Source organism: Streptomyces sp. NPDC020996, from assembly GCF_040641355.1.
Classification (GTDB): domain Bacteria; phylum Actinomycetota; class Actinomycetes; order Streptomycetales; family Streptomycetaceae; genus Streptomyces.
Genome location: NZ_JBFADM010000045.1, coordinates 22,005 through 40,440, shown reverse-complemented (window position 1 = coordinate 40,440; position 18,436 = coordinate 22,005). Strand labels below are relative to the sequence as shown.

The 18,436-nt window shown below is 70.2% G+C and carries 16 protein-coding genes, 1 tRNA gene and 1 pseudogene; 9 read left to right on the top strand and 9 right to left on the bottom strand.

Features of this window, described 5'->3' with window-relative positions; genetic code table 11:
• Nucleotides 1–2 precede the first annotated feature (2 nt).
• The 3 genes from AB0G63_RS26960 to AB0G63_RS26950 form a co-directional block, all read right to left on the bottom strand.
• Nucleotides 3–332, bottom strand: coding sequence for a rhodanese-like domain-containing protein (locus tag AB0G63_RS26960; protein WP_360755110.1), 330 nt, complete (start codon nucleotides 330–332; stop codon nucleotides 3–5).
• Between the two features lie 162 nt (nucleotides 333–494).
• The gene (locus tag AB0G63_RS26955) at nucleotides 495–1,316 is read right to left on the bottom strand and encodes a hypothetical protein (RefSeq protein WP_360755107.1); all 822 of its coding nucleotides are present in this window, start codon (nucleotides 1,314–1,316) and stop codon (nucleotides 495–497) included.
• A gap of 123 nt (nucleotides 1,317–1,439) precedes the next feature.
• Nucleotides 1,440–2,993 (bottom strand): DUF2252 domain-containing protein, encoded by a 1,554-nt coding sequence (locus AB0G63_RS26950; RefSeq protein WP_360755050.1) that lies wholly within the window; start codon nucleotides 2,991–2,993, stop codon nucleotides 1,440–1,442.
• Nucleotides 2,994–3,362: 369 nt separating this feature from the next.
• On the opposite strand from AB0G63_RS26950, the gene AB0G63_RS26945 reads away from it, so the two are divergent.
• The 3 genes from AB0G63_RS26945 to AB0G63_RS26935 all read left to right on the top strand — a co-directional run bounded on the left by AB0G63_RS26945 (nucleotide 3,363) and on the right by AB0G63_RS26935 (nucleotide 5,494).
• Nucleotides 3,363–4,355, top strand: coding sequence for a PP2C family protein-serine/threonine phosphatase (locus tag AB0G63_RS26945; RefSeq protein WP_360755105.1), 993 nt, complete (start codon nucleotides 3,363–3,365; stop codon nucleotides 4,353–4,355).
• An 82-nt stretch (nucleotides 4,356–4,437) separates the two neighbouring features.
• A complete protein-coding gene (locus AB0G63_RS26940; protein WP_360755048.1) occupies nucleotides 4,438–4,971 on the top strand; it encodes a TerD family protein in 534 nt (177 codons plus the stop codon).
• A 31-nt stretch (nucleotides 4,972–5,002) separates the two neighbouring features.
• Nucleotides 5,003–5,494, top strand: coding sequence for a CBS domain-containing protein (locus AB0G63_RS26935; protein WP_360755045.1), 492 nt, complete (start codon nucleotides 5,003–5,005; stop codon nucleotides 5,492–5,494).
• Nucleotides 5,495–5,507: 13 nt separating this feature from the next.
• Here AB0G63_RS26935 and AB0G63_RS26930 read toward each other — a convergent pair.
• Together AB0G63_RS26930 and AB0G63_RS26925 are read right to left on the bottom strand one after the other, a co-directional pair.
• Nucleotides 5,508–6,571: pseudogene (locus tag AB0G63_RS26930) on the bottom strand (sodium:proton antiporter).
• Nucleotides 6,572–6,949: 378 nt separating this feature from the next.
• Nucleotides 6,950–7,033: transfer RNA gene (locus AB0G63_RS26925), tRNA-Leu, on the bottom strand.
• Nucleotides 7,034–7,520: 487 nt separating this feature from the next.
• Between AB0G63_RS26925 and AB0G63_RS26920 the strand changes: the two genes are divergently transcribed.
• From AB0G63_RS26920 to pknB, 6 genes are all read left to right on the top strand, one after another.
• A complete protein-coding gene (locus AB0G63_RS26920; protein ID WP_360755042.1) occupies nucleotides 7,521–8,357 on the top strand; it encodes a DUF3662 and FHA domain-containing protein in 837 nt (278 codons plus the stop codon).
• A gap of 10 nt (nucleotides 8,358–8,367) precedes the next feature.
• Complete coding sequence (locus AB0G63_RS26915) at nucleotides 8,368–8,880, top strand: FHA domain-containing protein (RefSeq protein WP_360755040.1); 513 nt, start codon at nucleotides 8,368–8,370, stop codon at nucleotides 8,878–8,880.
• Nucleotides 8,881–8,978: 98 nt separating this feature from the next.
• The gene (locus AB0G63_RS26910) at nucleotides 8,979–10,538 is read left to right on the top strand and encodes a Stp1/IreP family PP2C-type Ser/Thr phosphatase (protein WP_360755102.1); all 1,560 of its coding nucleotides are present in this window, start codon (nucleotides 8,979–8,981) and stop codon (nucleotides 10,536–10,538) included.
• A gap of 27 nt (nucleotides 10,539–10,565) precedes the next feature.
• The gene (locus AB0G63_RS26905; RefSeq protein WP_360755038.1) at nucleotides 10,566–12,002 is read left to right on the top strand and encodes an FtsW/RodA/SpoVE family cell cycle protein; all 1,437 of its coding nucleotides are present in this window, start codon (nucleotides 10,566–10,568) and stop codon (nucleotides 12,000–12,002) included.
• Nucleotides 11,999–13,480, top strand: a complete 1,482-nt coding sequence (locus tag AB0G63_RS26900) for a penicillin-binding transpeptidase domain-containing protein (RefSeq protein WP_360755036.1) — start codon at nucleotides 11,999–12,001, stop codon at nucleotides 13,478–13,480. The genes AB0G63_RS26905 and AB0G63_RS26900 overlap by 4 nt, the downstream gene beginning before the upstream one ends.
• A 170-nt stretch (nucleotides 13,481–13,650) precedes the next feature.
• The gene (gene pknB / locus AB0G63_RS26895; protein ID WP_360755034.1) at nucleotides 13,651–15,675 is read left to right on the top strand and encodes a Stk1 family PASTA domain-containing Ser/Thr kinase; all 2,025 of its coding nucleotides are present in this window, start codon (nucleotides 13,651–13,653) and stop codon (nucleotides 15,673–15,675) included.
• A gap of 96 nt (nucleotides 15,676–15,771) precedes the next feature.
• On the opposite strand, the gene AB0G63_RS26890 is transcribed toward pknB, so the two are convergent.
• From AB0G63_RS26890 to AB0G63_RS26875, 4 genes are read right to left on the bottom strand one after another with little or no spacing between them, the layout of a single operon-like run.
• A complete protein-coding gene (locus AB0G63_RS26890; RefSeq protein ID WP_360755031.1) occupies nucleotides 15,772–16,524 on the bottom strand; it encodes a class E sortase in 753 nt (250 codons plus the stop codon).
• Between the two features lie 15 nt (nucleotides 16,525–16,539).
• Nucleotides 16,540–17,595 (bottom strand): class E sortase, encoded by a 1,056-nt coding sequence (locus AB0G63_RS26885; protein ID WP_360755028.1) that lies wholly within the window; start codon nucleotides 17,593–17,595, stop codon nucleotides 16,540–16,542.
• Nucleotides 17,592–18,230: an aminodeoxychorismate/anthranilate synthase component II gene (locus tag AB0G63_RS26880; protein ID WP_360755026.1), complete on the bottom strand. Its 639-nt coding sequence runs from the start codon at nucleotides 18,228–18,230 to the stop codon at nucleotides 17,592–17,594. The genes AB0G63_RS26885 and AB0G63_RS26880 overlap by 4 nt, the downstream gene beginning before the upstream one ends.
• Complete coding sequence (locus tag AB0G63_RS26875; protein WP_324790054.1) at nucleotides 18,227–18,424, bottom strand: hypothetical protein; 198 nt, start codon at nucleotides 18,422–18,424, stop codon at nucleotides 18,227–18,229. Before AB0G63_RS26875 ends, AB0G63_RS26880 begins: the two co-directional genes overlap by 4 nt.
• Nucleotides 18,425–18,436 lie beyond the last annotated feature (12 nt).

Genomic DNA, 18,436 nt, shown 5'->3' with positions numbered 1-18,436 from the left:
GCTTACAGGACGAAGCCCGGCCCGCCCTCGTCGGTCACGACGGGCCGGCCCGCGGCCGCCCACACCTGCATGCCGCCCTCGACGTTCACGGCGTCGACGCCCTGCTGGACCAGATACATCGCGACCTGGGCCGAACGACCGCCGGAGCGGCAGATCACGTGGACGCGGCCGTCCTGCGGCGCGGCCTCGGTCAGTTCGCCGTAACGGGCCACGAACTCGCTGATGGGAATGTGCAGCGCCCCTTGCGCGTGTCCCGCCTTCCACTCGTCGTCCTCGCGGACGTCCAGCAGGAAGTCGTCGTCCTTGAGGTCGCCGACCTCGATCGTGGGCACACCAGCTCCGAAATGCATGCTCTGACGCTACCCGACCGCCGACCGCCCGCGACCGCAGTCACCCGCCGGGGAACCGTGGCTCCCGACCCCGCCTCCGACCCAGCAGCGCCGCTACCCGGGAAGGGCCGCCACCCCAGCAGGGCCGCCACCTCAGCAGGGCCGCTACCCCAGCAGCGCCGCCAGCTCGCGCTCCCGCTCGGCGACCTCGCCCAGGAGCTGCTCGGCGATCTCGTCCAGCAGGCGGTCCGGGTCGTCCGGGGCCAGCCGGAGCATCGAGCCGATCGCGCCCTCCTCCAGATCGCGGGCGATCAGGGTGAGCAGTTCCTTGCGCTGGGCGAGCCACTCCAGGCGGGCGTAGAGCTCCTCGCTGTGGCTCGGGCCGCGCTCGGCCGGTGCCGGGCCCTTGGCCCACTCCTCGGCCAGTTCCCGCAGCAGGGCCTCGTCGCCGAGGGCGTAGGCGGCGTTGACGCGGGTGATGAACTCCTCGCGGCGCTGCCGCTCGCCGTCCTCCTGCGCCAGGTCCGGGTGCGCCTTGCGGGCCAGTTCGCGGTAGAGCTTGCGGGCCTCGTCGCTGGGCCGCACCCGCTGCGGCGGCCGCACCGGCTGGTCGGTGAGCATCGCCGCGGCCTCCGGGAACAGCCCCTCCCCGTCCATCCAGCCGTGGAACAGCTCCTCGACGCCGGGCATCGGCATCACCCGGGCACGCGCCTCGTCCGCCTTGCGCCGGTCCTCGGGGTCACCGGTGCGGGCGGCCTTGGCCTCGAGGATCTGGGCGTCCAGTTCGTCGAGACGGGCGTACATCGGGCCCAGCTTCTGGTGGTGCAGCCGGGAGAAGTTCTCGACCTCGATGCGGAAGGTCTCCACCGCGATCTCGTACTCGATCAACGCCTGCTCGGCGGCCCGTACGGCACGCTCCAGCCGTTCCTCGGGCCGCGCCGCACCGCTCTCACCGGTCACCCGGACCTCACCGGCCTCACCGGTCACCTCGGCCTCACCGGCGCCACCACCATCAGCTTCCGAGCTCGTCACCCGACCAGCCTAGGCCACGCGGGCAGACGCCCCGCGCGGCCCACTGCCGCCGCCTCACAGTCCCCTCACACCCCCGCCTCACACCCCCGTCTCGGCCGCCACCCGCCCGTTGCGCACCGCGGCGAGCAGGTCGGCGTGGTCGGCCTCCGTGCGGTCGGCGTAGGCGACGGCGAACGCGGCGACGGCGTCGTCCAGTTCCTCGTTCTTGCCGCAGTACCCGGCGATCAGGCGCGGGTCGGCGCTGTGGGAGTGGGCGCGGGCCAGCAGGGCGCCGGTCATGCGGCCGTAGTCGTCCACCTGGTCGGCGGCCAGCGCGGCCGGGTCGACGCTGCCCTTGCGGTTGCGGAACTGCCGCACCTGGAAGGGGCGGCCGTCCACCGACGTCCAGCCCAGCAGGATGTCGCTGACGACCTGCATGCGCTTCTGCCCGAGGACGACCCGGCGCCCCTCGTGTTCGACGGGCGGCACGTCGAAGCCGGCGGCCGCCAGGTGCGGCACCAGCGCGGAGGGGCGGGCCTCCTTCACCTGAAGGACGAGCGGCGCGCCGCGGTGGTCCAGGAGCAGCACGACGTACGACCGGGTGCCGACGCTGCCCGTGCCGACGACACGGAACGCCACGTCGTGGACCGTGTGCCGGGCCAGCAGCGGGAGGCGGTCCTCGGAGAGCGTGGTCAGGTAGTGCTCCAGGGACGACGCCACCGTCGCGGCTTCCGCGTCCGGCACGCGGCGCAGCACCGGCGGCGCGTCGACGAAGCGGCGGCCGCCGTCCGCGGTCGGCTCGGTCGACTTCGCCGCGAACCGCCCGCTGGTGTTGGCCCGTGCCTTCTCCGAGACCCGCTCCAGCGTGCCGAGCAGGTCGTGGGCGTCGGCGTGGGAGACGAGTTCCTCGTCCGCGATGGCGTTCCACGCGTCCAGGACGGAGAGCTTGGCCAGCAGCCGCATGGTGCGCCGGTAGGCGCCGACCGCGTCGTGCGCCGCCTGACGGCAGGTGTCCTCGTCCGCGCCGGCCTCCCGGCCGGCGAGCACGAGCGAGGCGGCGAGCCGCTTGAGGTCCCACTCCCAGGGGCCGTCCACCGTCTCGTCGAAGTCGTTGAGGTCGATGACCAGGCCGCCGCGCGCGTCGCCGTACAGGCCGAAGTTCGCCGCGTGCGCGTCGCCGCAGATCTGCGCGCGGATCCCGGTCATGGGCGTGCGGGCCAGGTCGTGAGCCATGAGACCGGCCGAACCGCGCAGGAAGGCGAAGGGCGTCGCCACCATCCGGCCCACCCGTATCGGGGTCAGCTCGGGGAGCCGGTCACGGTTGGACTCCTCCACCGCCGCGACCGCGTCGGGCCGGGAGACGTCCACGTCGAGGGTGGCGTGGGCGCTGCGCGGGACACGTCGGCGCAGCTCCTTGCCCTCGTCCTTCGGCGACCCTCCGACGGGCCACCGGGCGAACCCGGGCACCGGCGGCAGCCGCCGCGCCACCGCCTGCGCACCCGCTCCGACCGCTCCGACCGCTCCCGCCGCCGCCCCTGCCGACGCCATCGCCACCGCCGCCGCCACCGCCGGCTCAATGGCCGCCGATTCCGCGGCCGCCGACTCCGTGGCCGTCCCCGCAGTCTCCACAGCACCAGCACCGCTACCGGTCATGTCGACCGCCTCCCCCGAAATGCGCACCCGCGCCCGTACGAACATCAACTCGTGCAGACCGTACAGCCGACGGCCCGGACGCGTCAGACCCTGTGGACAACCCAGCCGCTGTGGACAACCCAGCCGCTGTGGACAACGGACCCGCTGTGGAGAACCCCGCCGACCGGGCCGTGCGGCGGACCGCACGCCGACCCTGGCCCGTTTCGCGGCTATTTGCGGCTATCAACCGCCTTGTCGCCTATTCACGGGCAGCAGCGGGTACGTCTGCGATGATGCGTCGTGCCGGATCGGGCGTGAGGGGAGGCTTTCCAGGACGTGTCCGCACAGAGCCGCCAGTCCAGGGTGCTGTCCGTGCTGCCCTTCGCGGTCATGGGCGCGGTCGCCGTGGCGGACGTCGTGGCCGGCCCTTCACTGGGTTTCCTGCCACTGGTCGCGGTCGGGCCCGCCCTCGCTCCGCTCGTGGGCGGCTGGAAGCGCACCGCCTGCGTCGGCGGACTGTCCCTGCTGCTCTGCCTCGCCCTGGCCTGGTACGACGATCTGACCACCGTGCCGCGCGGAGCCGTGGCCCTCGCATCGGTCCTCGGGGTCACCGTCGCCGGACTGGTGGCTGTGTCCTTGCGCCGCAAGCAGGAGGCGGAGCTCGAAAGCGTACGGTCGATCGCCGAGGCCGCGCAGCGGGTCCTGCTCAAACCCGTGCCGAAGCACGCCGGCCCGCTGCGGGCGGCCGTCTCCTACACGTCCGCCGTGGCCGAGGCCCGTATCGGCGGAGATCTGTACGAGGTCGTCGCCGCGCCGCAGGGCGTGCGGGTGATCGTCGGGGACGTCCAGGGCAAGGGGCTGGAGGCGGTGGAGACGGCGGCGCTGGTCCTCGGAGCGTTCCGCGAGGCGGCTCTCGACGAGGCGGATCTGGTGGACGTCGGCAGCAGACTGGCCCGCTCCGTCGACCGGCAACTGGACGGCGAGCGGTTCGTCACCGCCATCCTCGCCGAGGTGAACGCCCAGCAGGTGACCTTCCTGAACTTCGGCCATCCCGCCCCGATGCTGGTCCGCGACGGCGGCAGGGTCGAGCTGCCCGAACCGGACTCCTACGCACTGCCGCTCGGCCTGGGCGCACACGGCACCGCGGGACCGAAGCCGTACCGAGCGGCCTTCCGCCCGGGCGATCAACTGCTGCTGTACACCGACGGCATCATCGAGGCCCGCGACCGCGGCGGCCGTTTCTACCCGCTCGCCGAACGCGCCCGATTGCTCGAGGAGCAGGATCCCGAGAAGGCCCTGGAGGCCCTCCGCCAGGACGTGCTCCGGCACATCGACGGCCCGATCCAGGACGACGCCGCCATGCTGCTGTTGCGCTACCGGTGAATCAAAAGCAATGCCCACAGCCATACTTGACCTACGGGGGGCGTCCCGTGACGGCCCATGACGGCAAGAGGGGCGGTTTCCGGTGAGCAGTGGCAGCAAGGGAGTGAAGAAGGTCGAGGTGCGGCTCAAGTGGGACCCGAGTCCCCTGGGTCAGCCGCCTCATCACCTCGACATCGTCGCCACCACCTACTCGGCGGACGCCCCCTACGGGCGGCCGGTGTACGTGGTGCACTACGACAGCCGCTCACCGGACGGCACCATCAACATGAGCCGGCACAGCCAGACCGGCCAGGGCTTCGGCTACGTCGAGGCGATGACGCTCGAACTCGACCGGCTCGCACCCTCCTTCGCACGGGTCGTCGTGGGGGTCGTGATCCACCAGGACAGCGGTCCCAAGACCTTCGGCGACATCTCGGACACCGGAGTCCTGGTCGTGGAGGGGTACACGGAGCTGCTGAAGGACGACTTCGGGCAGATCGCCGGATCCACCGCCGGCACCGTCGCCGAGTTCCGCAGAGACGACTCGGGGACGTGGGAGTTCCACGACATGATCCGGGGGTTCGACAGCGATGCGGTGACCTTCGCCCAGGAGATGGGCGCCGCTCCACAGCCCTGACCGAACCTCCAGCGGACGAGGAGGACCCGCCGTGCGCGCACGTGACCTGGCGGTCGAGTACAAGACGGTGAGCGTCGACAGCGCCGCCGAGGACGCGGCCCGGGTGATGGCCGAGCACAGGCTGCCGGGGCTGCTCGTGGTGGACGAGCTGGGCGAACCGAAGGCGATCCTTCCCGCCTCCCAGATGGTCAAGGCGCTCGTGCCCGCCTACGTCGTCGAGGACCCGACGCTCGCCGCCGTGGTCGACGAGAAGCACGCCGACAGGCTCTGCCGGGCCCTGACGGGCCGGAGCGTCGGAGGCTGTCTGCCGCAGGAGGCGGACCCGCCGCCGATCGCCGCCCCGGACGACACCGCGCTGGAGGTGGCCGCGCTGATGGCGCGGGTGCGCAGCCCGCTGGTGGCCGTGGCGGAACGGACGAAGGGCGGGCGCGGGAAAGCCGGCACGCGTCTGCTGGGTGTGATCACCGCCTCGCACCTGCTGCACGAGCTGCTCGGGGCCGCCCACCCGCCGGACCCCTCCTGATCCACGAGCGGCGTCAGCCCAGCGAGAAGTAGCGCAGCCACGCGTACGCGAGCGCGAGCGCCACGGTCACGCCGGTGACGACCAGGCCGTACTTGGTGAACTGCCAGAAGGAGATCGGCTGCCGGTTGCGTTCGGCGATGCCGAGCACGACGACGTTGGCGGAGGCGCCGATGGCCGTCGCGTTGCCTCCCAGGTCGGCGCCGAGGGCCAGCGCCCACCACATGACGTGGTCCGCGCCGCCGCCCATGTTCTGGACGAGATCGCTGGTGATGGGCGCCATCGTGGCGACGTAGGGGATGTTGTCGACGACGCCGGACAGGACCGTGGAGGCGCCGAGCAGGGTCATCGAACCGGCCGGCTCGTCGTCACCGATCGTGTCGGCCAGGGTCTTGGAGATCTCGCCGATCCCACCGGTCTCGATCAGACCGCCGATCATGATGAAGAGACCCGCGAAGAAGGCCAGGGTGGGCCACTCCACCTCGTCGAGGACCTCACGGGTCTCCGCCGTGGAGACGGCGATGAGCAGTCCGGCGCCGAGCAGGGCGACGACACTGGGCGCGTAGTGCAGCACCGGGTGCAGGACGAAGCCGGCGACCACGAGCGCCAGCACCGCCAGGCCCTGCACGAGCAGCCGGGGATCCCTGATGGCCTCAGCGCTCCTCCAGCTCCATGATCTCGGCGGCCTGGTCCCCGTCGTAGCGGAACGTCCCGCGGAACATCACCCGGCACACCAGGAGCAGGGCGACCAGCAGGACGGCCACGATCGGGGCCAGGTGGACCAGGAAGTCGTTGAAGGTCAGTCCGGCCCTGCTGGCGATGATGATGTCGGGCGGGTCACCGACCAGGGTCGCGGTCCCCCCGATGTTCGCCGCCATGACCTCGGCGATCAGGAACGGCGCCGCCGGCAGCGCCGCTGTGCTCGGAGAAGAAGGCCGACCTGTCGTCGGTCGCCCGGACCGCCAGCATCAGGCCGGCCCCGCCGAGGGCGACGGCGACGCGGTGGATCTTCTCGCTGATGATCAGGGCGTACGCGCCGACGAAGACGACGACCGCCGCCCAGCTCTGCCAATCGTTCACGCACGGGCCCCCGGCCTGGTCGGGGGCGGGCGGCACGGGCAGCCGTCCGCGCACGCCGCCGGCAGCGCGGCACCGGACACCACCACGAGCACCGTGACCGTCACCCCGATCGGAAGAGAGATCGCTCTCCTGCTCGCCGACCAGGCTTCCCGGCACACCGCGGGGAACCTTACATGTCCTCGACCCGGCTCCGGCAGTTCACCGAGCGGTACCGCGACGACACGAAAACGAGCCGGATCCGCCGGGAGGACCACCGGATCTGCCGGACCGGAAGCCGAACTTCGGTGTGTAAGCATCATCACACCGCGCCGGAACCGCCGGGCCGGGGACACAGCGAAGCGGTCCCACCGTGATCACGATGGGACCGCTTCGCTTCTGTGCGCGAGGGGGGAGTTGAACCCCCACGCCCTTGCGGGCACTGGAACCTGAATCCAGCGCGTCTGCCTATTCCGCCACCCGCGCATTGGGTGTTGTCCTCGGGCTCCGGGCTTTTCGGTCCGGCGCCTTCCGACACGCAGAACATTAGCACGCTGGGCGGGGTGGGTTCACATCACTTGTCCCGGGGCGGCCTCCGACCAGCGCAGTCGTGCGTCCGCCGGGCAGTTTCCCCCTGTCCCGCTCCCCGCCGAGGTGTCTCAGGGCGTACCGGATCGCGTATCAACCTCGTACCGGTCCGGCCCGTCTCCCCCGGCGCCGGGACAGGTGCACAGCCGGGTGCGGGACACTGGTCTGCAGCCGCCTCTACGATCCTGGGCAGAAGGAGTTCGCGGGAGGAGTTCGAACGACTGCTCCGCAGGGAACTTCGTCAGGCGTCGACACCCGTCGACGGGGTCGACAGGGGGAACCGGCCGATTCACCGGCGCGTGGATACGATCAGTAAGCAGTACCAGGTAAGACAGTGCCCGCAGGGCGGGACGACGGACGGCAGCAGCTACGGAGGAGGTGCCCCATGGGAGTCCTGAAGAAGTTCGAGCAGCGTCTCGAAGGTCTGGTCAACGGCACCTTCGCAAAGGTGTTCAAGTCCGAGGTCCAGCCCGTGGAGATCGCGGGAGCGCTCCAGCGCGAGTGCGACAACAACGCGACCATCTGGAACCGCGACCGCACCGTCGTGCCCAACGACTTCATCGTGGAACTGAGCACGCCGGACTTCGAGCGGCTCAGCCCCTACTCCGGCCAGCTCGGCGACGAACTCGCCGGCATGGTGCGCGACTACGCCAAGCAGCAGCGCTACACCTTCATGGGCCCCATCAAGGTCCACCTGGAGAAGGCGGACGACCTCGACACCGGCCTGTACCGGGTGCGCAGCCGTACGCTCGCCTCCTCCACCAACCAGCAGTCCGCCGCGCCCGCCGCCCCGGCCGCGCCCCGGCACGGCGGCTACGGCTACCCGCCGCCCGGAGCCCCCGCGGGCGCCCCGCCCATGCCGGCCGCGCCGCCGCCCGGCGGACGCCCCGGCGGCTACGGCTACCCGCAGCCCGCGGGCGCCGCGCCGACGGCCGGCGGACGCACCCGCTACTGGATCGAGATCAACGGCGTGCGCCATCAGATCTCCCGCCCGACGCTGGTGCTGGGCCGCAGCACCGACGCCGACGTGCGGATCGACGACCCCGGCGTCTCGCGCCGGCACTGTGAGATCCGGACCGGAATGCCCTCGACGATCCAGGATCTCGGGTCCACCAACGGCATCGTGGTGGACGGACAGCACACCACCCGCGCTACGCTCCGCGACGGCTCGCGGATCGTCGTGGGCAGCACCACCGTTATCTATAGGCAAGCCGAAGGGTGAAGCGGGGGCAATGTCAGAGCTGACCCTCACGGTCATGCGGCTGGGTTTCCTGGCCGTACTGTGGCTGTTCGTGATCGTGGCCGTGCAGGTCATCCGCAGCGACCTGTTCGGTACGCGCGTCACCCAGCGCGGCTCCAGGCGGGAGGCCGCGCGGCCGCAGCAGGCAGCCCGCCAGCAGGCCGCGCCTCCGCCGCAGCGCCAGCAGTCGGGCGGGCGCCAGCGCCGTAACGCCCCCACCAAGCTGGTGGTGACCGAAGGCACACTCACCGGCACCACCGTCGCGCTGCAGGGCCAGACCATCACGCTGGGCCGGGCGCACGACAGCACGATCGTGCTGGACGACGACTACGCCTCCAGCCGCCATGCCAGGATCTACCCGGACCGCGACGGCCAGTGGATCGTCGAGGACCTGGGCTCCACCAACGGCACGTACCTCGACCGGAGCCGGCTGACGACCCCCACGCCGATCCCGCTGGGCGCGCCGATCCGCATCGGCAAGACCGTCATCGAGCTGCGGAAGTAGTGCTACGTCATGAATGAGCGCGAGCGGAGCGAGCACGCAGCGGCGGCCGTCACCCAGGGCCCCGGCGCGCTCCCGACCGGAGGGTGGGCACCGTGCGGATGTACCCGGAGCCGACGGGCGAGGTGCGCATGAGTCTGTCACTGCGCTTCGCCGCCGGATCGCACAAGGGCATGATCCGGGAGGGCAACGAGGACTCCGGATACGCCGGCCCGCGGCTGCTCGCGATCGCCGACGGCATGGGCGGCGCCGCCGCCGGCGAGGTCGCCTCCTCGGAGGCCATCTCCACCATCGTCGCCCTCGACGACGACGTGCCCGGATCCGACATCCTCACCTCCCTCGGCGCCGCCGTGCAGCGCGCCAACGACCAGCTGCGCGCCATGGTCGAGGAGGACCCCCAGCTCGAGGGCATGGGCACCACGCTGACCGCCCTGCTGTGGACCGGCCAGCGCCTCGGTCTGGTGCACGTCGGCGACTCCCGCGCCTACCTGCTGCGCGACGGCGTCCTCACCCAGATCACCCAGGACCACACCTGGGTACAGCGGCTGGTCGACGAGGGCCGCATCACCGAGGAAGAGGCCACCACCCACCCGCAGCGCTCCCTGCTCATGCGGGCGCTGGGCAGCGGCGAGCACGTCGAGCCGGACCTGTCGATCCGCGAGGTGCGGGCCGGCGACCGCTATCTGATCTGCTCCGACGGCCTCTCCGGCGTCGTCTCCCACCAGACCCTCGAGGACACCCTCGCCAGCTACCAGGGCCCCCAGGAGACCGTCCAGGAGCTCATCCAGCTCGCGCTGCGCGGCGGCGGCCCCGACAACATCACCGTCATCGTCGCCGACGTCCTCGACCTCGACACCGGGGACACCCTCGCCGGGCAGCTGTCCGACACGCCTGTCGTGGTGGGCGCCGTCGCCGAGAACCAGAACCAGCTGCACGACAACAACATCATGCAGACCCCGGCCGGCCGCGCCTCCGGCCTCGGCCGGCAGGGCCACGGGCAGGGCGGCGGCGGCGAGTTCGGCCCGCCCGGCTCCGGCGACATCACCGGCTTCGTCCCGACGGGCGGCTTCGGCGACTACACCGACGACGACTTCGTCAAGCCGCGCAAGAACCGCAGATGGCTGAAGAGGTCCTTCTACAGCGTGGTCACACTCGCCGTCATCGGCGGTGGCCTGTACGGCGGTTACCGCTGGACGCAGACGCAGTACTACGTCGGCGCCAACGGCGAGCACGTCGCGCTGTACCGCGGCATCAGCCAGGACCTGGCCTGGGTGTCGCTGTCGAAGGTGGAGAAGGACCACCCCGAGATCGAACTCAAGTACCTGCCGGTGTACCAGCAGAAGCAGGTCAAGGCCACGATCGCCGAGGGCGGCCTGAAGGACGCCGCCTCGAAGGTCGACGAACTCGCCGTGCAGGCCTCCGCGTGCAAGAAGCAGGCCCAGCGGGAGGCGGCCGACAGCGAGAACAACGCCAAGACCGGCGAGGGCCAGGCCGGCGGCACCACGGGAACCACCACCACCTCCCTCGCGTCCAAGGCGTCGCCGAGCCCGTCGGCCACCAAGTCCCCGTCCCCGTCCGCGTCCCCGACCGCCACTCCCAGCCCCGGCCCGACCCTCTCGGAGGAAGAGCAGAAGGTCGTCTCGCTGTGCGGTAAGCAGTAGGCAAGCCGTGAGAGGCCCCGTCACACGATGAGCAGTACTACCAATCCGTCGACGCACCACACGTCCACGATCGGCGCGATCGGCGCGCCCAGCCGGCGCAACACCGAGCTGGCGCTGCTGGTGTTCGCCGTGGTCATCCCGATCTTCGCCTACGCCAACGTGGGACTGGCCATCGACGACCAGGTGCCCGCCGGCCTGCTGAGCTACGGCCTCGGCCTCGGCCTCCTGGCCGGCATCGCCCACCTCGCGGTGCGCAAGTTCGCGCCGTACGCGGACCCGCTGCTGCTGCCGCTGGCGACGCTGCTGAACGGACTCGGGCTGGTCGTCATCTGGCGTCTGGACCAGTCCAAGCTGCTGCAGTCCATCAATCAGGCAGGCACGGCAGCGCCCCGGCAGTTGCTGTACACGGCGATGGGTATCGCTCTGTTCATCGTGGTGCTGATCTTCCTCAAGGACCACAGAGTCCTGCAGCGCTACACCTACATCTCCATGGTCGGCGCGCTGTTCCTGCTGCTGCTACCACTGGTGCCGGGCCTCGGCGCGAACATCTACGGCGCCAAGATCTGGATCTCGGTCGCCGGGTTCTCCATCCAGCCCGGTGAGTTCGCCAAGATCGTGCTCGCGATCTTCTTCGCCGGCTACCTGATGGTGAAGCGGGACGCGCTGGCCCTGGCCAGCCGCCGCTTCATGGGTCTGTACCTGCCGCGCGGCCGTGACCTGGGCCCGATCCTGGTCGTCTGGTTCATCTCGATCCTCATCCTGGTCTTCGAGACAGACCTCGGCACCTCGCTGCTGTTCTTCGGAATGTTCGTCATCATGCTGTACGTCGCCACCGAGCGGACCAGCTGGATCGTCTTCGGTCTGCTGATGTCCGCGGCCGGCGCCGTCGGCGTGGCAAGCTTCGAACCGCACGTAAAGATGCGTGTCCAGGCCTGGCTGGACCCGATGCGGGAGTACACGCTCAGCCAGGCGGGCGTGGCCGGCCACTCCGAGCAGTCGATGCAAGCGCTGTGGGCGTTCGGCTCCGGCGGCACCCTGGGCTCCGGCCTCGGCCAGGGCCACTCCGAACTCATCCGTTTCGCCGCCAACTCCGACTTCATCCTCGCCACCTTCGGCGAGGAGCTCGGCCTCGCGGGCATCATGGCGATCCTGCTCATCTACGGCCTGATCGCCGAGCGCGGCGTGCGCACCGCGCTGGCCGCCCGCGACCCATTCGGCAAACTGCTCGCCATCGGCCTCTCCGGGGCCTTCGCTCTGCAGGTCTTCGTCGTTTCCGGCGGTGTGATGGGCCTCATCCCGCTGACCGGTATGACGATGCCCTTCGTGGCGTACGGCGGTTCCTCCGTCATTGCCAACTGGGCTCTCGTCGGCATCCTCATCCGGATCAGTGACACCGCGCGCCGACCGGCGCCCGCCCCCGCCTCCAACCCCGACGCCGAGATGACCCAGGTGGTCCGCCCGTGAACAAGCCCCTGCGCCGGATCGCGATCTTCTGCGGCCTCCTGGTCCTCACACTGCTCATCCGCGACAACTGGCTCCAGTACGTCAAGGCCGACAGCCTGAAGGACGACCCCAAGAACCGCCGCGTCACCATCGCCCGTTACTCCACCCCGCGCGGCGACATCATCGTCGGCGGCAGCCCGGTCACCGGGTCGGCCGAGACCAAACGCAACGGCCTGAACGACCTGAAGTACAAGCGCACCTACAAGAACGGCCCCATGTGGGCGCCGGTCACCGGGTACGCCTCCCAGGCCTTCGGCGCCAACCAGTTGGAGTCCATCGAGGACGGCATCCTCACCGGCAACGACGACAGGCTCTTCTTCCGCAACACCCTCGACATGATCACGGGCAAGCAGCGGCAGGGCGGAAACGTCGTCACCACCCTGAACGCCGCCGCGCAAAAGGCCGCGTACAACGGGCTGAAGGGCCACGGCAAGGGCGCCGTCGTGGCCCTGGAGCCGTCCACCGGCAAGATCCTGGCGCTGGCCTCGTTCCCGTCGTACGACCCCTCGGCCTTCGCCGGCAATTCCAACGACGACGCCGCCGCCTGGAAGAAGCTGCAGAAGAAGTACAACCCCGACGACCCGATGCTGAACCGGGCGCTGCGCGAGACCTACCCGCCGGGCTCCACCTTCAAGGTGGTCACCGCCGCGGCCGCGCTGGAGAACGGGCTGTACACCTCCGCCGACCAGGACACCAAGACGCCGCTGCCGTGGACGATGCCCGGCACCACGACCGAGCTGAAGAACGAGGGCAGCATCCCCTGCAAGAACGCGAGCATGCGGATCGCGCTGCGGTACTCCTGCAACACCGTCTTCGGCAAGATCGGCTCCGACCTCGGCAACGACAAGATGCTCGCCGAGGCGAAGAAGTTCGGCTTCACCTCCGAGCAGTTCACGCCGGTGCGCTCCAGCGCATCCATCTTCTCCGACAACATGAACCCGTCGCAGACGGCGCTGTCGTCCATCGGCCAGTTCAACACCGCCGCTACGCCGCTGCAGATGGCCATGGTGGCCTCCGCGGTCGCCAACAACGGCAAGCTGATGAAGCCGTACATGGTCGACAAGCTCCAGTCGTCGACCCTCGACACCATCGCGCAGACCGACCCCGAGGAGCTGAGCCAGCCGCTGTCCTCGGAGAACGCCCAGATCCTGCAGTCGATGATGGAGACGGTCGTCAAGGACGGCACCGGTAAGAACGCGCAGATCAGCGGTGTCACCGTCGGCGGCAAGACCGGTACCGCCCAGAACGGCATCAACAACAGCAACAACCCGTACGCCTGGTTCATCTCGTACGCCAAGCTCAGCGACGGCAGCACGCCGGTGGCCGTCGCCGTCGTGATCGAGGACGACAAGGCCAACCGCGGCGACATCTCCGGTGGCGGTCTCGCGGCGCCGATCGCCAAGAGCGTGATGGAGGCGGTCATCGACTCCAAGAAGTGACCCCGGTCACGTCCCCAACGCATCGGTGCACGTTGCGATACCGGTCCTGTATCGGGTGACGGGCTCGGCCAAGTCGCACACAGCTGTCCGGGTACGGTAGGGCCCGGACGGCAGCCTCCGACCGCACAGCAGTGTCGGTCGGGACCGACGGAGAGGGCTGGTAGGAAGCTATGGAAGAGCCGCGTCGCCTCGGCGGCCGGTACGAGCTGGGCCAGGTGCTCGGCCGTGGTGGCATGGCGGAGGTCTACCTCGCGCACGACACCCGCCTCGGCCGCACCGTGGCGGTGAAGACGCTGCGCGCCGACCTCGCGCGCGACCCGTCCTTCCAGGCCCGGTTCCGCCGGGAGGCCCAGTCGGCCGCCTCGCTCAACCATCCCGCGATCGTCGCGGTCTACGACACGGGCGAGGACTACATCGACGGGGTCTCGATCCCGTACATCGTGATGGAGTACGTCGACGGCTCCACGCTCCGTGAGCTGCTGCACTCCGGCCGCAAGCTGCTGCCGGAGCGGGCCATGGAGATGACCATCGGCATCCTCCAGGGCCTGGAGTACGCCCACCGCAACGGCATCGTCCACCGCGACATCAAGCCGGCCAACGTCATGCTGACGCGCAACGGCCAGGTCAAGGTGATGGACTTCGGCATCGCCCGCGCCATGGGCGACGCCGGCATGACGATGACGCAGACGGCGGCGGTCATCGGCACCGCGCAGTACCTCTCGCCGGAGCAGGCCAAGGGCGAGCAGGTCGACGCCCGTTCCGACCTGTACTCCACCGGCTGCCTGCTGTACGAGCTGCTGACGGTCCGCCCGCCGTTCGTGGGCGACTCCCCGGTCGCGGTCGCCTACCAGCACGTGCGGGAAGAGGCCCAGCCGCCGTCCGTCTTCGACCCCGAGATCACGCCCGAGATGGACGCGATCGTGTTGAAGGCCCTGACCAAGGACCCCAACTACCGCTACCAGTCCGCGGACGAGATGCGCGCCGACATCGAGGCCTGCCTCGACGGCCAGCCCGTCGCCGCCGCGGCGGCCATGAGCCCGGTGGGCTACGGCGGCTACCCCGACGACCAGCCGACCACGGCCCTGCGCGCCGACGCGGGCACCGGCGCCGGCGCCACGTCGATGCTGCCGCCCATGAACCCGGACGACGGCGGCTACGGCTACGACGACCGTCCGGACCGCCGCCGCCAGAAGAAGAACAACGCCTCCACGATCCTCCTCGTCGTCGCGGGCGTCCTGGTGCTGATCGGCGCCATATTGATCGGGAAGTTGGCCGTCAGCGGCGGGGGCGCCGGCAACGACACGGTCCCGGTGCCCAACCTGGTCAGCCAGACCGAGGACGACGCCAAGAAGCTGCTGGCCAACAGCGACCTCGAAGTGGGCGAGATCACCCGCAAGCCCTGCGAGGCCCAGAGCAAGGGCAAGGTCTGCTCGCAGGACCCGGGCAAGAACACCGACGTCAAGAAGGGCTCCACCGTCAACTTCGTGGTGTCCACGGGCGCCCCGAAGGTCACGGTGCCCAGCGTGATCGGGCTGAGCCTCGACGAGGCCAAGTCGAAGCTGGAGGGCGACGACTACCAGTTCCAGGTCGAGACGAAGACGCAGGAGTCCTCGGAGGACCCGAACACGGTTCTGGACCAGGACCCGAAGCTCGGCAAGGAGGTGGAGAAGGGATCGACGATCACCCTCACCATCGCCAAGGCCGCCGCGACGGTCACGGTCCCGGACGTCGCCAACAAGACCTGCGACGAGGCCAGGGCCCAGATGACGGCCAGCAACCTCGTCGGCAACTGCACCGACGTGGAGACCGACAACGCCGCCCTGGTCGGCAAGGTCGTCGGCACCAGCCCGGCGGCCGGCACCCAGGTGAAGAAGAACTCCGCGGTGACCATCCAGATCGGCAAGGCGAAGGAGAACCAGCAGGTCCAGGTTCCCAACATCCAGGGCCAGAAGCTCAAGGACGTCAGGAAGGCTCTCCAGCAGGTTGGTCTCCAAGTCGGCAACGTCACCGGATCGACGGACGACAACGCCTTGGTCTTCGGCTCCAACCCGAGCCAGGGCAGCACCGTCGACAAGGGCACCTCGGTCGACCTCATCACCGTCGGCCAGGGCGGTAACAACAACGGCGGCAACGACAACGGCGGCACCAACTTCTTCGGCGGCGTGAACGGAGTGGCGTACCGCCAGGAGAACTGACCCGCCCGCACCCGGCACACACGAGAGCCCCGGCGCCCGCAAGGGCCCGGGGCTCTCGTCGTCGGAAGCCGCCCGACCGTCAGCGCGGCCGGCCGGTCACCGCAGTTCCTTCGGCGGGGTCCGTTTGTTGTCCACCTTCTGGGCCCGGACCAGTTCGCCCCATACGACGTAGCGGTAGCGGGACGTGTACACCGGGGTGCACGTCGTCAGGGTGATGTAGTGGCCGGGCTTCTTGCGGCCGGACTCCTTCGGCACCGGCGACAGGACCTTCACGTTGTACTTCGAGGTCTCGGCGAGGACCGCGTACACCTTGTAGACGTACCACTTGTCCTTCGTCTCGAAGACGATCGGGTCGCCCTTCCTCACCTTGTCGATGTTGTGGAACTTGGCGCCGTGGCCGTCCCGGTGGGCGGCGAGGGTGAAGTTGCCCTTCTTGCCCGTCATCGGGAGCGTCGCCTTCATCGGGTCCGTGTAGTAGCCGGCCACGCCGTCGTTGAGGACCTTCGCCGAGGTGCCCTTCTCCACCAGGACCTCGCCGTTCTTCATGGCGGGCACGTGGAGGAAGCCGATGCCGTCCTTGGTGTCGAGCGCGCCCGGTCCGGTCGGTCCCTGGGACCAGCCGTCACGGACCTTGTCGCCCTGCCGGTCGGCCCTGCGGTCCGCGACCACGTTCGTCCACCACAGCGAGTAGACGACGAACAGGCCCAGCACCAGGCCCGAGGTGATCAGCAGTTCGCCGAAGACGCTCACCGCGAACGCGATGCGGCCCGGACGCCGGGGGGCCGCGTCGTCCGGCGGTGAGTCCCCGGTGTGCTCTTCGTGCTGCGTGCCGCCGGTGGTCGCTGCCACGTTGTTCAACCGCCCCTATTCGACGAGCGCATCCGGCTTCCCCTTGCTGCGCGGCCGTTCCTCGGTCATCTTGCCCCAGACGATCAGCCGGTACTTGCTGGTGAACTCCGGCGTGCAGGTCGTCAGGGTGATGTAGCGGCCGGGCTGCGTGAACCCCGAGCCGGGCGGCACCGGCCCGATCACGCTGGTGTTGCTCGGCGGGGTCACCGGCAGCGTCGACGTCATCGTGTAGACGTAGTACTCGTCCTGCGTCTCGACGACGATCGGGTCGCCCTCCCGCAGCCGGTTGATGTACCGGAAGGGCTCCCCGTGCGTGTTGCGGTGCCCGGCCAGCGCGAAGTTGCCGGTCTTCGCCGACGGCATCGCCGTCTTCAGCTCGCCCTCGCTGTAGTGCCCCACCATGCCCTTGTCGAGCACCTTCTTGTTGCTGACGCCCTCCGCGATCGGCACCACCACGTCCAGCTTCGGGATGTGGAGTATCGCGAAGCCCTGCCCCGGCTCGAAGCTCCCCGGCGCGCGCTTGCCGTCCGCCCAGTCGTGCTGGAGGCTGCTGGTCTCCTTGTCCGCCTGCGCGTGCGCCCGGACGTTCGTCCACCACAACTGGTACGAGACGAACAGCAGCATGAGCACGCCCGTGGTGATGAACACCTCGCCGATCACCCGGCTCGCCACGACCGCCGGGCTCGCCTTGCTCGCGCGGGCCCGCCGACGCGCCTCCACCCGGGACAGCGGCGCGCCCGAAGGCTCCGGCGCCGCAGCGGCGGCAGCGGACGCCGGGCGGGCGCCCCCGTGACGCCCGTGACGGCGCTTGGCGGCCTTTCTCCGGGCCGCGCGGCCGCCGGAAGGGCTTCCTGTGACCGAAGTGACGGACAGGGCCGCAGAGGGCGACGGGGACGGCTCCGGCGGCGGATCGGGGATCCGCAGCGCCACCGTCTCCTCGTCGATCGGCGGCAGCGTCGGCGCCTCGGGCGCCTGCTGCCCCGCCGACCAGTCCGCGAACGCCCCGGACGCCTCGTACGGCTCCTGCCCGTACGAGGCGCCGGACTCGCGCTCGGGACGCAACGCGGTCACGCCGTGGCCCTGCCCACCACCGGGGCGAGCCCCGCAGACCGTGCCACCGCGTCCTCGTCGCCGCACTCCACCAGCCAGTTGGCCAGCATCCGGTGACCGTGCTCGGTGAGCACCGACTCCGGGTGGAACTGCACTCCCTCCACCGGCAGTTCGCGGTGGCGCAGGCCCATGATGATGCCGTCGTGCGTACGGGCGGTGACCTCCAGCTCCGCCGGCACCGTCGCCGGCTCGGCGGCCAGCGAGTGGTAGCGCGTCGCCGTGAACGGCGACGGCAGGCCCGCGAAGACGCCCTTGCCCCCGTGTTCCACCAACGACGTCTTGCCGTGCAGCAGTTCGGGGGCACGGCTCACCACACCGCCGTACGCCACCTGCATCGACTGCATCCCCAGGCACACCCCGAAGACGGGCACCCCGGTCGCCGCGCAGTGGCGGACCATGTCGACGCAGACGCCCGCCTCCTCCGGCGTCCCCGGACCCGGCGAGAGCAGGACGCCGTCGAAGCCGTCCTGGGCATGCGCCGTCGACACCTCGTCGTTGCGCACCACCTCGCACTCCGCACCCAGCTGATACAGGTACTGGACGAGGTTGAAGACGAAGCTGTCGTAGTTGTCGACGACGAGAATCCGCGCGCTCACTGGTTGTCCACCGTCACATCGTTGAAGGGAAGCAGCGGCTCGGCCCACGGAAACACGTACTGGAACAGGATGTAGACCACCGCCAGAACCAGCACGAGTGAGATCAGCGCCTTCACCCACGCGTTCCCCGGCAGATGCCGCCAGATCCAGCCGTACATGCCGTCCCTTCCGTTCCACCACGGCACCGGACCCATTCGCCGTACCGG